The organism is Synergistota bacterium, from assembly GCA_025060595.1.
GTDB lineage: Bacteria > Synergistota > GBS-1 > GBS-1 > GBS-1 > 42-11.
The window spans coordinates 73,954-86,994 of the sequence record JANXBX010000004.1 but is presented as its reverse complement, the minus strand read 5'-3'; the positions used below and the strand labels follow the sequence as shown (position 1 = coordinate 86,994).

Sequence of the window (13,041 nt, the reverse complement as noted above, 5' to 3'; positions counted from 1 at the left end):
TTTAAAGCCTCCTTAAACTTGTGCGAATCCCTCCATCACAAGTCTCTTTATTCCATAAGCTCTTTCTACGTACTCTCTTAACATTCTGTGTGTGTTGAAATACGATCCGTTAAGAGCTATAGAGTATTTCATCATCTGAACCCACCTATCTCTTTTTCTGTAGTATGTTGTAATAACTTCTTTTTCAAGCTTTTCATAGAAGCTTTCCGCATCTAGTGATTCGTCATAACCTAGTAAATCTACTTCATTAGGAGCAGGACCTATTGCCCAACCTGTAAATCCTTCACGACAACCTTCTATCCACCAACCGTCGAGAACGCTGAAGTTTAAAACTCCATTTACCGCTGCTTTCATTCCGCTTGTTCCACATGCTTCAAGAGGTCTTTTGGGAGTGTTTAACCATACGTCGACTCCTGCTGTAAGTAAGGCAGCTAACTCCATATTGTAGTTTTCAAGAAAAACAATCTTAACTACTCCTGAAAGCTCTGAGGCCATCTTTATTAGCTTTTGTATTATCTTTTTGCCTTCCTCGTCTTTTGGATGAGCTTTACCTGCAAATATAAATTGGACCTTTCCCGCACATATTTCTACCAGTCGTTTCACATCCTTAAATATTAGGTCTAACCTCTTGTAACCTGTAGCGCGTCGAGCTGCGCCTATAGTTAATATGTCTGGGTCGAGCTCAACACCTGTTGTTTCAAGAACATGAGCTAATAGCCTGAGCTTTGCTGCTTGATGGGCCTTCCATAATTCTTCATCAGGTATGGAGAAAGCTCTAACTAATCTACTTGGGTCGTTTTCCCAACCTCTTATGTGTTTTGTGAACAAGTTTTTCATTCCTGGGCAAACCCATGTGTATGAGTGAATCCCATTGGTTATGTAATCTACATTTTCTAAGTTGAATATTTTTTTAGTTACCTCTCTGTGTTTTTCGCTTACGGCGTTAACGTACCTGCTGTATTTGAAGGCAAGATCTGACATACTTACTCCTTCTCCGCCAAGCATGTTTTTTAGATAATCAGGGAAAGGAGCTTGCATAACCTTATCTATTAAATCATATGGGAATATGTCATGACCTGCAGCTACTGGGGTGTGAGTAGTGAAAACGCTTTTTTCTCTTATTTTGTTATAATCCTCATAACCTTGCTCCCTTAAAAGCTCAAGCGTAATAAAACCTGCATGACCCTCATTTAAATGAAAGGTTTTAATGTTGTTATATCTAAGTTCTCTCAACATTCTCAAACCACCCACACCTAAAACTAGCTCTTGACATAACCTGTAGCGAAGGTCGCCTCCATAAAGATACCAAGATAATTTTCGATCTTCTGGGTGATTGGCTTCATAATCAGTATCTAAAAAATATACTGGGACCCTATATCCTGTTGCTCCTATGATAGTATATTCCCAGGCTCTTATTCTAACGGTTCTGTTTTCTATTGTTACACTTACTTCATTTGGTAAAAGATGTAATCTTTCTTCAGGATGCCAAGTTTCTGGAAGCTCACGTTGAAGACCATCCTTATCTATTTGTTGCTTGAAGTAACCTTTTCTGTAAAGTAGCGTTACTCCAACCATAGGAATGTTAAGGTCAGCGGCAGATTTTAAAGTGTCTCCTGCTAATATACCTAGGCCTCCAGCATAAGTGGGTATTTTAGGGTCAAGTCCTATTTCCATTGAGAAATAGGCTATAGATCTGAAGTAGGGATCGTTTGCCCATATGTCCATGAGTGATTTACCTAATGTGGGTCTTCTGGGATCTTGGTCCACATTTTATCCCTCCTTTTTTACTAGCTTTTCTGAAAATCCAAGCTTAATTAGAGTTTCCCTTAATCTTTTACTCATTTTTTCTTTATCAAGGGTCTTTAACGCATTAAAAGTGTCATTTTGCATCCTCCAAATGTTTAAGTAGAGTTTAAGATTCCAGAAAATATTTATTATATTCTCTATTTCTTCTAAGTATCTTTCTTCTTTGGTGTCAATATAGAGTTTGAAAAGCTCTTTAAACCTATTTTCTAAGTTAGGAGCTAAGGCTTCTAATTTTATTGTAGTTCCTAAAGAAGAGGCTTCTTCTATTATAGAGAAAAGCATGTTTGTATAACCGTGGGTCCATAGGGGCTGGTCATGGTTTTGAAAGTTATTTCGAATTAAATTTTCAAAAAAGATATTTATAGATTCCTTTATTAATGGGGGAATTTCTACTTCCATATCCCTTAAAGTTGCTATGATCTCTCTGTTTTCTTTATATATCCTTTCTGCTATATCTATTAACCTCTCCTTTAGCTTAGCTATATCGGAGTTTAAAATTTCCTCTCTATAGTCAGTAGGAAGTATTCTTAAATCGTAAGTTGCATAAGGCTTGAGGCTCTTTACTAACTCAAGGATCTCTTCTTTATGGTGTGAGGATATGCTAAGTTGTATTAGTTTTTCATTGATACTTTTAATTCTATCTGGATCTAAATCTAAGAGAAATATTAGTTGATGTAAATCTTTAAATTTAAGTCCTATAAAGAAAGATTTACTTTTTTCGCTGGTTCTTAAATCCTTTACCTGTACTTCGCCTGAGGTTATTGAGGTTTCTCCTATGTTTGGAAAGAAGAACACTTGAGCGTTTACATTAAGAGTTCCCATATTGAAATTTTTCCCTCTTATTCTTGAAAGAAAACCGGCGCTTGCGAGGAGCTTTTCCTTGTCATATATCCATGGCATAACGAGTTTTTCGTATACGACCTCTCCATTGTGAAATTTGGGTCTATTTCCTATAGCCCTTTTTAAAATTTCTTTGAAACTGGACTCTATATCTATTCCGCTGATCTCCTTGTATAGAAAAATACATCTTGAAGCGTAAGTTAATATTTGAACTGTTTCTGTGCCTGAAATATCACTAAAAAACCATCCACAGGATGTTTGAGCGAACATCTTCATTCTTTGAAGTTCAAGAAGCTTAAGACCTAGGAGTGCGTTTTTTTCAGGATTTTTAAAATACTCTTTTAAGAAACTTTCCTGACTTATTTTACCTTCAACAAGGTTTATGTATTCTTCTAAAGTTTTTAGTGGATCTTTAAAGAGTTTTTCTGATAAGTCCTCAAAAAGCTCATCGCTTTTATCTACAAGGAAGTTTATAGCTTCCCTTAGCGGAGCTCTCCACTTTTGATGCCAGTTAGGTTCGCCACCAGTAGAGCAACCGCAATCTTCTTGCCATCTTCCTAACCCATGAGCACAAGACCACGATGTGTTTTCCCTTATAGTTGCTTCCCAGGCCGGGAGATTCTCAAAGAGTCTGAGTATATACTCTAAAGGAGCAATTTCAGCTACGTTACTCTCTTTGATTTTCTTGATGGCTCTTGAGAGTGCCATTTCGCCAAATTTGTGGTGGTGTCCGAAAGTTTCTCCATCGCAAGCTAGTAGTAAAATACTTGGAAGAGTTTCTGTTTTTAGGCTTTCTTGAATCAGTTTTTCTCCCATAAGATCCCCATTTCTGAGCATACTCCCAAAAGATAGCTCTCCTGATAGAGGTCTGTGAAAGAAAAATACCCATATATATTGATCTTTTTCGAGAAAAACCTTATAAGGCCTATTTATGTTTAAAGACCATTCGTTTACATTTATCCATTGCCCGTCAAGAGGTTTCACTTTTTCACATTGATGGGCTCCAAGAATGACAAATTTTATACCTTCATTATGCAAGATCCTTAAGGTTTTAAGGTCTACAGCTGTTTCTGGTAACCACATTCCACTTGGTTTTCTGTAAAAGGTGTTTTCAAAAGATTTTATTCCCCAAACCGTTTGAATTCTTATATCTATTTCTTTTGCAAGGGGCATTATTATGTGACTATAAGGCTGGGCTATTGCATTTCCAAAACCAAAGTGTTTAATATTGTACAGGTCTGATTCTCTTAAGAGGGTTATAAATTCAGGATAATTTTTCTTAAGCCAAGATATAAGTGTAGGTCCAAAATTAAAACTCAGATGATTGTAATTATTCAGTATTTCAAGTATTCTACCGGTTTCATCCAGAACTCTTGATGCAGAGTTTGGTAAATAGCTTTCATAATATATCTTTTCATTCCAGTCGTGAAAAGGGGATGTTTCTTTCTGCCTAAAAATTTCCTCAAAGTAAGGGTTTTCCCTTGGTGGCTGATAGAAATGGCCGTGAATACATATAAACCTTTTCATAATTTTTCACCTTTCTTTTTATTTAAAATAAGTAAAGCATAACTTATTTCTCTTTCTTTTCCATCTGAAGGGGTATTATAAAGCTTCCCTTGTAAGTACAAGGTGGTTGATCCCCCTCCATCTAGGTTAAGGGCATTTTTAAGACCTAAATTCTTTAGCATGATCTTAAGCTCTTCTATAGTTAATCCTTCACTTCTAATGGGATTTCTTCCATCTATAACCATGAGTATTATATGTCCACTCCTTGTTTCTCCTATTATAGTTCTCGGGTGCTTTTTGTTTATAAGGTTGTGATTAAAACCTTCATCATCGTTTACAATTTCTCCATTTTCAATTAGAGTGGGGCCGCCTTGGATGAGAAAACTAACTTCTCTCCATATAGGGCTTTTCTTTTCTGGAATTAGGTAAGCCTTTACAGAAACCTTTTCACCTATTTGAAGTTGATAAAGGATGTTACCTCTTTCTCCATAGCCTACTATAATGAAGCCATCTTTAGGAATAACTTCTATTTGGCTCCTTTTCACTTCGTATACTCTTTCTCCTCTAATTGTGGCTATAGTGCTTTCTTTCCCAAGATCTAATATTTCTCCGTAGAAAGGGGTATAAACTATAAGTTCTTCATCTTTATTAGGCTTTCTGTTTAGACCATCTATAGTTATTGTAAGGCCATTCTGGCTTCTTATGCTTCCTTCCCAACTAACCTTTCCGAATATGAATTTACCTTTATTACTCCACCCAAAACAACCTCTGTTAGGTAGAGGTTCGCTTATTAAGACCCCATCAATCATAAGTGCTCCTACTGGTTCTCCATCGGATTTGAAGAAACCACCATTTATCCCAGCTATAGCATTCATTCTTCTGCATATGTCGCTAAGTCTTTCCTTATTTTGTACTTGGCTTCCTGCTAACTCGATTCCTAATTTTAAACTATCAGATTGGGGATTAAACTTCAGATAAGATATGTAGAGGTTAGGATTCAAGCTTCTTTCCCAATAGAGCTCAAGGTCTTTGTCTATTTTTTTCTTAAAGGAAACCTTCCCCCCTGTATTTTTTAAGTGTAAGGCTCTTTCAATCAAAGATTTAGCTTCTTTCTCATCAAGGTTTCCTTTAAGCCATTTAATGGATGGGACTTTCGTTGGACCTATCAATGGAGGTTTCATTAATATTGATAAATTGACAGCTCCTCTTAGGGAAGGATGAAGCTCATCAAGTTCGTTAAGATCAACTTCTTGAAGAAGGTTAGCTTCGAAGCTTAGTCCTAGAGCTTCTATAGTTAGGAGTAAGGCTTCAGCTCTTGTTATGGGATTGTTTTTGAAGTCTTTTAGGGCTGATTTTGTTAAGGCTAAGTTGGTGTGAAGATTGGAAATAACAGATAATTCTCTAACGAATTTATTCCACGGAATAGGTTTAGAGTGTATAGGGGTGGTAATAAGGTTTAATAATACGAAAAGTGTTATAATTAAAGTTAGCTTTACAGGTCTTTTCATGTCTATTATTATAACATCTTTGATATGGGGTGATTAAATTGAAAGCTTTTCTTATTGTGGGGAATTCAACTTTAGAGGAAGACATTAAAATTCTCTTGGAAAGGCTAAAGGTGGATGGCTATACTCAATGGAGCTTGGTAAAAGGAAAAGGAGATACAGGTTTTCATCTTGGAACTCCCATATGGCCTGCATTAAATGAAGCCTTTTTGGTGGTAGCTGAAGGTGAAAAGGAAAAACTTCTCTTAGAGGCCCTTAAAGATATGAGGAAAAGAGAACAGGTTAGGGAAGAAGGGTTAGAGGTATTTTTCTGGGAAGTAGGAAGAGTGGAATGAAGTACAAGCTAATAGTTTTTGATTTGGATGGGACTCTTTTGAGCCCTCAGAAGATTTTAACTTCGAGGGTTATTAAAGCTATAGAGAGAGCTTGTGCTTGTGGACTTAATATTACTATATCTACGGGAAGAACTTTTCCTTCAGCTAAACCTTATATAGAGGCACTTAATATTGGAGGACTCGTTTCCTTTCAAAATAGCGCTTTGATGGTTTCTTTTGACCCTATGGAGGTTTATAGGCTTGTGAACTTTCCCAGGAGTAAACTGGTCGAAGCTGTTTGTCTTGCAAAAGACTTAGGTTTGTTTTCTATGCTTTTTATCCCTTCTTTTACTTCTCCTTATATAGTGATGGAAAAAATTTTTCCTCATGATTCTAAGTTTTCTTCTTATTTTGAAAAATCTGTTTTCAATGCAATTTTGCTTAATGATATTGTGGAAGCTTTTAAGATGTCCCTTTCTTTCAATGAGCTTGTGGTTGTTGGAAAAGTTGAGAAGGTTGAAATGTTCATTAGTGAATCTTGCGGAAAGGGGTTAAGCTTTGTAATGAACTCTAAAGTTGATGATGAGGTTTTTCTTGAAATTTATGGTCCTGAGTGCTCAAAGGAAGTTTCTCTTTATTTCTTTTCTAAATTTTATGAAATACCCTTGGATAGAATCGTTTTTGTTGGGGATAACCTTAATGATATAGATGCTATAAGAAAAGCTGGTTTGGGAGTAGCTATGGAAAATGCTCCTGAGGAGGTTAAAAAGGAGGCAGATCTCATAATTCCTTCCAATGCGGATGATGGTGTGGCTTCTTTTTTAGAAGAAATATTGAGTGAGAGAAAAAAGTTTTTTGCATAAGTTCAGAGTTTGTCTAACTATTCATAATGTGGCAAGCCTTTAGCCTTACTCTACAAATATCTCGGTTAAAAGTTCATTAGAGATAAAAACGACTATTACTAGATCGTAAGAGATTCTATTTCCCCTGTAGGGATTAAAGGGTGTGCTCCTTTGAGAGGTTTTCTATTCTATTAACAGAAGCAAATGTAGAAAAACAGCAAGATAGTGATTTTTAAGCAGAATTAAGCTACCTTATAAGGGCTTGGATATAGGAGTAACTGAAGTTAAGTAAATCTTAAGGAGGGAGTGTTTGTATATAGCTTTTAAAGGAAAATTTAGTTTATTGCTTCGGAACAATTTCTATAGGTGTATCTATGTCAAGCTTTTTGTTAGGATCGTTTATATCTCTTAGTGTTGTTATAATCCTATATTTCCCAGGTTTTATACCTGTAAAGGAATATCTTAAGAATAGGAAAAATTCTGTGTTGAAGTCTTTGGATTCCATGCTCCAGGTTCCAAAGTTTTTCTTTTCATAAAGGTGATTTCCTTCGTTGTCTAGTATAGCAAAATCGGCTATAAGTCCAAAGGAGTAAGTTTCTCCCTTTTTATTCACTGTATATCCCATAGGTTCAACATAAATATATATTGGATCTCCTTCAGCAAACTTATTATCCTTTTTCTCTATATACATTCCTACACCTTCAGGTTCGTTTTCCACAAGTATTGCTTTAGAGTAGAATAGGGGGGACTTATTCCATATACTGAGGTAGAGTTCTCTCGCTTTTAGCAGAGCATTTTTATAGTCTCCTTTCGAAAAAAGTTGCTTCACCTCGTCTGCTAGTGAGTTAATATTTTGAGCTCCGCTTTGAGCCCAAACTGTGTTTAAAATTATTAGAAGGAATGATAGGAAAGTCGCAAGTATCAACGATCTTTTCAAACATCATCAACCTCCTTTAAGTTAAGCTTTTTTAAAATTATATCACGAGGCTCGTTCCTGTGTGTTATAATTTGTTAGAAAAAATAAATCTCAAAGGAGGTAGGCAAGATGAAACGTTACGTGCTGTTAGTATTAATTGTTCTTTCGCTTAGTTTTGCGGGAATTGGTATGGTTTTTGGAGATGCGATGAAAAAAGACGTCCTAAAAGTGGGAACCGAAAGCACTTATCCTCCTTTTGAATTTAGAGACAAGAATAATAATCTTGTTGGTTTTGATATTGATCTTATGGAAGCGATCGCTAAAAAGATAGGGAAAAAGTTAGAATGGGTTGATATGCCTTTCGATTCGCTAATTCCGGCACTCTTAGCTGGGAAAATAGATATTATTGCTGCTGGAATGTCTGCAACGGCGGAAAGAGCCAAAAAGGTTGCTTTTTCTGTACCTTACTATATAAGCCTTAGTTCTTTTGTAGTTAGAGCTAATGATAATTCTATAAAAACCCTTAATGACCTAAAGGGTAAGACTATAGCTGTTCAACTTGGTACTGTTCAGGACACTTTCTGTTCTGCTATTCCTAATGTTACTATGAAAAGATTCCAAAAGTTTGATGATTGTGTCAGAGAAGTGGTTCTTGGTAGGGCTGACGCTACCTTAATGGATAAACCTGTTGCTATAGAGTTCTGCGAGAGTAAAGATTTTAAGGGGAAAATTAAGATAGCCTTTGATCAGGTTATAACTGAAGCGGGAAAGGCGTTAGCTTTAAGGAAGGAGGACGTAAAGTTACTTGAGGCGATAAATAAGGTTATAGAAGAGATGAGAAAAAGTGGAGAACTTCAAGCACTAACAGATAAATGGTTTAAGCAGAAACAATAAAATTAAAGGGGGCTTTAAAGCCCCCTTTTTTATTTTGGAAGGGCTGAAACTATTTGCTCTAAGGCTTTTCTTAAAGTTTCTATTGGTTTGGTCAAGGCGATGCGTAAATGTCCTTTACCGTCTGGTCCAAAAAATGGATATCCAGGTACAGTTATGACCTTAGCTTTTTCTACTAGAAATTTGGCTCTTTCCACATCTTTTCTTCCGTCTTCAAAATATGGAAATAAGAAGAAACCTCCCTCAGGTTTGGCAAACTTAATGCCAGCTTTGTGTAATATTTCTGTACATATTTCTCTTCTTCTTTTAAACTCTTCTCTCAATGAAGGGAAGTTTGGATTTCCGCATCTAAAGGCTTTCAGTACACCATATTGAGTTATCGAGTTAGCACAAAAGCTAAAGGTAGATATAGTTTTTTTAACTCCAACAGCTATGTCTTTAGGAGCTGCTACATATCCTATTCTTAAGCCTGTTATAGAATAGCATTTTGAAAAAGAGCCTATTATTATAGTTCTTTCCTTTCCCTTTTTGAATTCTATAGGTAAAGGTACTTTTCCACTGTCAGTTAAAGCCTCATAAGCTATGTCAATAAGTATTATTTGGTCGTTCTGAATAGCAAAAAAGAGGATTTTTTCTAGATCTTCGTGCTTTAAGATCATGCCTGTGGGATTATTGGGAGAGCAAAGAAAGATTATCTTTGCATCTTGAGGAAGGCTTTCTAGGTTTATCTCTAATGGGTATCCTTTTTCAAAAGTTTTCAGAGGAAAAGATTTGACTCTAAGTAAATTTAAAGCTCTCAGGTGTCCAGAATACCACGGCGATTGAAGAATGGCTTTGTCCCCTTCATTTAGCAATGCTAGTAAGCTTGAAAATATTGCTCCTGCTCCTCCTTGTGTGATTATTATCTCATCGGTATCATAGGAAACTCCGTATCGTTCTTTAAGATCATCTGCAACAGCTTTTCTTAGTTCTAGAATTCCCTCATCTGCTGTGTACTTTGTTAAGTTTTTCTCGAGAGCTTCTATTATTCCTTCTTTAACTAGAGGATCAGGGGGTAGATCTGGCTCTCCTACGGTAAGGTCTATACACTCGGGAGAAGCACCTGCTGCTACCTCTAAAATGGACAGAACTTCAAGATTTGAAACCCTTTCTGATAACTTTTTCATCTTACTTGCCACTTCCTTTCTATATATCTTACTAGCATACTAACAACTGTAGTTATAATAAGATAGATTAAAGCGACAACGATGAAAACCTCAAAAGATGCGAAAGTAACACTTCTAACTTGTTGCCCTACCATGGTTAGTTCAATTATAGCCAGTGTCGAAAGTAATGAAGACTCTTTTACTAATGTTACGAATTCATTTCCCAAAGCTGGAAGCATGTTTCTTATTGCTTGTGGGAGGATGATATGCCACATGGTTTGTAAGTAATTTAGACCTAAGACTTTTGCAGCTTCGATTTGACCTTTTGGAACTGCTTCTATTCCTCCTCGAACGATTTCAGCTACATATCCTCCACTATTAATTCCTAAACCTATTACTCCAGCTGTAAATGCTTCTAACTCTATTCCGATAGAAGGCAGGCCAAAATATATTACAAAAAGCTGAACTAAAAGAGGAGTCCCTCTTATTACGTATACATAAAGCCAGGCTATAAGATTTATTGGTTTAGAAGGTATAACTCTGCCGATGCCTACTATGGTGCCTATTACAAGCCCTATAAGTATTGCTAAAACGCTTGCCTCTATGGTAACTTTTGTTCCTTTTAAAAATGTTGAAAGATATGGAAGGACTATACTAAAATCCAATATCAAGGTTTTCCCTCTTTTCTATTAATGAGCTTCCAAAATGTGGAAGGAGCCTTTTTAAAAAGGTCCTCGTTCTTGGATTAACTGGTTTGGTAAAAATTTCTTCTGGTTTTCCCTCTTCTATTATGGTTCCGTCATCCATAAAAATAACTCTGTGAGATATATCTTTGGCAAAGAGCATCTCATGAGTTACTATTATCATAGTCATACCTTCTTTTGCAAGTTGAGCAATGACCTCAAGTACTTCTCCTACAAGTTCTGGGTCAAGTGCTGATGTTGGTTCGTCAAAGAGCATTATGTCTGGTTGCATAGCTAAGGCTCTTGCTATAGCTACTCTTTGCTGTTGCCCCCCTGAGAGCTGAGATGGTCGGTAAAACATCTTGTCTTCGAGTCCCACTCTTACCAACAAGTCCCTTGAAAGCTTTTCTGCTTCGCTTCTCTTTAGTTTTTTAACTTTTATTGGAGCCAGCATTACATTTTCAAGCGCAGTCATGTGAGGGAATAAGTTAAAACTTTGGAAGATCATTCCTATTTTTGTTGCAAGATTTCTATGACTGAATTTTCCTGTGGAAAGGGGTTCACCGTTTATAAATATTTCTCCGGAATCTATTTTTTCCAGGCCACATAAACAGCGCAAAAGGGTACTTTTACCTGATCCGCTTGGTCCTATTATAGATAGGACCTCTCCTTTCTTAACAAACAAGCTTATTTCCTTTAGGACTTGGATATTTCCAAATCTTTTAGAAATGTTTATTGCTCTTAACGCTTCCATTTTTCCTTCAATATAAGTAAGCTAAGGAGAACTATACCATAAAAGGAAGACATCTTCAATGGGAGTAATAATGAAATAGCAGCAAGAATAAACAAGCTTCTTTCCCAAAGCTTAATTTCTCTCCATGTATACCCAATTGTCCCTATAGCTAGTGCTGCAATTCCTATGATACACTCAGCTAACGATATTAAAAGAGGGATAAAAGATATGTTTTGAGCTAAAAGTACTGGATTAAAAGTGTATACAAAGGGAATGATAAAACCAGCTAGTGTTAACTTAAGTCCTGTTATTGCTGTTCTGGTAGGATCAGAATTTGCTAATCCAGCTGCCGTGTAAGAAGCGAGAGCAACAGGTGGAGTCACGTTTGAGAGCGCTCCAAAATAGAAGACAAAGAAATGAGCTGCTAAGGGTAAAAATCCTAAGTTAATAAGAGCTGGTGCTGCGACTGTTGCTACTACTATGTAGAGGGCTGTTGAAGGTAGTCCCATACTAAGAATTATACATGCTATCATCACCATAAAAAGAGCAGTTAGAGGAATGCCACCAGAAAGCTTTATGAGACTATAAGCTACAATAGAGCCTATTCCAGTTACCGCTGCTACTCCTACAATTATTCCACAAGCTGCACAAGCTATACCCACTTGAAGAGCTGAATAGGCTCCCTCTTCGAGGGCTTTGACAAGCTTTCTAAAAGTTAATCTTGTTTCTTTTCTTATAAAGCTCACTAATACTGTTGTTATGATTCCTCCAAAGCCAGCCATTAAGGGTGTTCTTCCCGTTAATAGGAGGTACATTATAACTATTAAAGGAGCTATCATAAAACCTCTTTTTATTAGGACCTCTTTTAATGATGGAAGGTTTTCTGGAGGAACGCCTTGAAGGTTTAATCTTCTGGCTTCAAGATATACGTTTGCAGCTATGGCAAGATAATAAAGCAGAGCAGGTATTATGGCTGCAATCATAATGTTGACATAGGATATTTGAAGGAAGGATGCCATAATGAAGGCAGCAGCTCCCATTATTGGGGGCATAATTTGCCCTCCTGTTGAGGCAGCTGCCTCGACAGCTCCAGCAAAGTGAGGTTTGTATCCCACCTTTTTCATTAAGGGGATAGTGAAAGTTCCAGTAGTTGCAACATTAGCAACAGCGCTTCCACTAAGCGTTCCCATTAATGCGCTTGCTATAACGGCTACAAATGCCGGTCCTCCGCGTTTCGAGCCTGCTAATGCTAATGCTAAATCATTGAAAAAGCTTGCGGTTCCACAAACCTCAAGAAAAGCACTAAAAAGGATAAAAAGGTAAATAAAAGTTGATGATACCGATAAAGTTGTTCCGAGAATCCCTTCATATGTAAGATACATTCTGTAAAGCGTTCTTGTCCAACTTACCCCTGGGTGTTTGAAGATCCCCGGGAAAATATAGCCGTATATAGCATAAAGTAGAAAGAAGACCACTAATCCGCAAAAAACCAGTCCTACGGTTCTTCTCGAAGCCTCAAGAAGAAGTATAATGCAAATTATAGCAAATATATAATCTCTAGTTATAGCTATACCTGCTCTGGTGAAGAGATCGTCGTAAAATATAAGAATGTATAGTCCTACAGATAAACCCAGCAAAGATAATAGAAGATCTAAAATTGTTGGCTTTTCCTTATCGGATTTTGATGTAGCTGGGTAGAACAAAAAGGCCAACATTAGCAAAAATCCTAGATGTAAAGCGTTTCTCTTTATGTCGAGCATTATACCGAAGCTGTTGACCCACAGTTCAAAAATCGAAAATGAAATAGCGATTATACTCGCTAATAGTTTGTATTTTCCTTTAAGAGTCCTTTTCAATTTT

The 13,041-nt window shown here is 36.7% G+C and carries 11 protein-coding genes; 3 read left to right on the top strand and 8 right to left on the bottom strand.

The features are described from left to right. Positions 1–12 precede the first annotated feature (12 nt). Genes glgP through NZ900_03935 form a run of 3 tightly spaced genes read right to left on the bottom strand, consistent with a single transcriptional unit; the run spans position 13 to position 5,660 of the window. The gene (glgP, locus tag NZ900_03945; protein MCS7233247.1) at positions 13–1,725 is read right to left on the bottom strand and encodes an alpha-glucan family phosphorylase; all 1,713 of its coding nucleotides are present in this window, start codon (positions 1,723–1,725) and stop codon (positions 13–15) included. 45 nt (positions 1,726–1,770) lie between these two features. After that, positions 1,771–4,173 (bottom strand): DUF3536 domain-containing protein, encoded by a 2,403-nt coding sequence (locus tag NZ900_03940; GenBank protein MCS7233246.1) that lies wholly within the window; start codon positions 4,171–4,173, stop codon positions 1,771–1,773. After that, positions 4,170–5,660, bottom strand: a complete 1,491-nt coding sequence (locus NZ900_03935) for a phosphodiester glycosidase family protein (GenBank protein ID MCS7233245.1) — start codon at positions 5,658–5,660, stop codon at positions 4,170–4,172. Before NZ900_03935 ends, NZ900_03940 begins: the two co-directional genes overlap by 4 nt. A 38-nt stretch (positions 5,661–5,698) precedes the next feature. On the opposite strand from NZ900_03935, the gene NZ900_03930 reads away from it, so the two are divergent. Both NZ900_03930 and NZ900_03925 read left to right on the top strand, forming a co-directional pair. After that, a complete protein-coding gene (locus NZ900_03930; protein MCS7233244.1) occupies positions 5,699–5,992 on the top strand; it encodes a hypothetical protein in 294 nt (97 codons plus the stop codon). Then, a complete protein-coding gene (locus NZ900_03925; protein MCS7233243.1) occupies positions 5,989–6,834 on the top strand; it encodes a Cof-type HAD-IIB family hydrolase in 846 nt (281 codons plus the stop codon). Before NZ900_03930 ends, NZ900_03925 begins: the two co-directional genes overlap by 4 nt. Positions 6,835–7,153: 319 nt before the next feature. Here the strand turns inward: NZ900_03925 and NZ900_03920 are convergent, their stop codons facing one another. Continuing rightward, entirely contained in the window at positions 7,154–7,750 is a 597-nt protein-coding gene (locus tag NZ900_03920) for a hypothetical protein (GenBank protein MCS7233242.1), read from the bottom strand. A 108-nt stretch (positions 7,751–7,858) separates the two neighbouring features. On the opposite strand from NZ900_03920, the gene NZ900_03915 reads away from it, so the two are divergent. Then, on the top strand, positions 7,859–8,623 hold the full coding sequence (locus NZ900_03915) for a transporter substrate-binding domain-containing protein (protein ID MCS7233241.1): 765 nt from the start codon (positions 7,859–7,861) through the stop codon (positions 8,621–8,623). Positions 8,624–8,652: 29 nt separating this feature from the next. Here NZ900_03915 and NZ900_03910 read toward each other — a convergent pair whose 3' ends face one another. The 4 genes from NZ900_03910 to NZ900_03895 are packed head-to-tail and all read right to left on the bottom strand — an operon-like array spanning position 8,653 to position 13,037. Then, positions 8,653–9,786, bottom strand: a complete 1,134-nt coding sequence (locus tag NZ900_03910; GenBank protein MCS7233240.1) for a pyridoxal phosphate-dependent aminotransferase — start codon at positions 9,784–9,786, stop codon at positions 8,653–8,655. Further along, entirely contained in the window at positions 9,783–10,436 is a 654-nt protein-coding gene (locus NZ900_03905; GenBank protein ID MCS7233239.1) for an amino acid ABC transporter permease, read from the bottom strand. The genes NZ900_03910 and NZ900_03905 overlap by 4 nt, the downstream gene beginning before the upstream one ends. Further along, positions 10,420–11,202: an amino acid ABC transporter ATP-binding protein gene (locus tag NZ900_03900; GenBank protein MCS7233238.1), complete on the bottom strand. Its 783-nt coding sequence runs from the start codon at positions 11,200–11,202 to the stop codon at positions 10,420–10,422. Before NZ900_03900 ends, NZ900_03905 begins: the two co-directional genes overlap by 17 nt. Then, positions 11,190–13,037, bottom strand: a complete 1,848-nt coding sequence (locus NZ900_03895; protein MCS7233237.1) for a TRAP transporter permease — start codon at positions 13,035–13,037, stop codon at positions 11,190–11,192. The genes NZ900_03900 and NZ900_03895 overlap by 13 nt, the downstream gene beginning before the upstream one ends. Positions 13,038–13,041 lie beyond the last annotated feature (4 nt).

Bases quoted from the DNA above. Each gene is read 5' to 3' on its own strand.
- NZ900_03935 (MCS7233245.1), bottom strand. From the start codon at position 5,660: ATGAAAAGACCTGTAAAGCTAACTTTAATTATAACACTTTTCGTATTA.
- NZ900_03910 (MCS7233240.1), bottom strand. From the start codon at position 9,786: ATGAAAAAGTTATCAGAAAGGGTTTCAAATCTTGAAGTTCTGTCCATT.
- NZ900_03900 (MCS7233238.1), bottom strand. From the start codon at position 11,202: ATGGAAGCGTTAAGAGCAATAAACATTTCTAAAAGATTTGGAAATATC.
- NZ900_03925 (MCS7233243.1), top strand. From the start codon at position 5,989: ATGAAGTACAAGCTAATAGTTTTTGATTTGGATGGGACTCTTTTGAGC.
- NZ900_03940 (MCS7233246.1), bottom strand. From the start codon at position 4,173: ATGAAAAGGTTTATATGTATTCACGGCCATTTCTATCAGCCACCAAGG.
- NZ900_03915 (MCS7233241.1), top strand. From the start codon at position 7,859: ATGAAACGTTACGTGCTGTTAGTATTAATTGTTCTTTCGCTTAGTTTT.
- glgP (MCS7233247.1), bottom strand. From the start codon at position 1,725: ATGGACATATGGGCAAACGATCCCTACTTCAGATCTATAGCCTATTTC.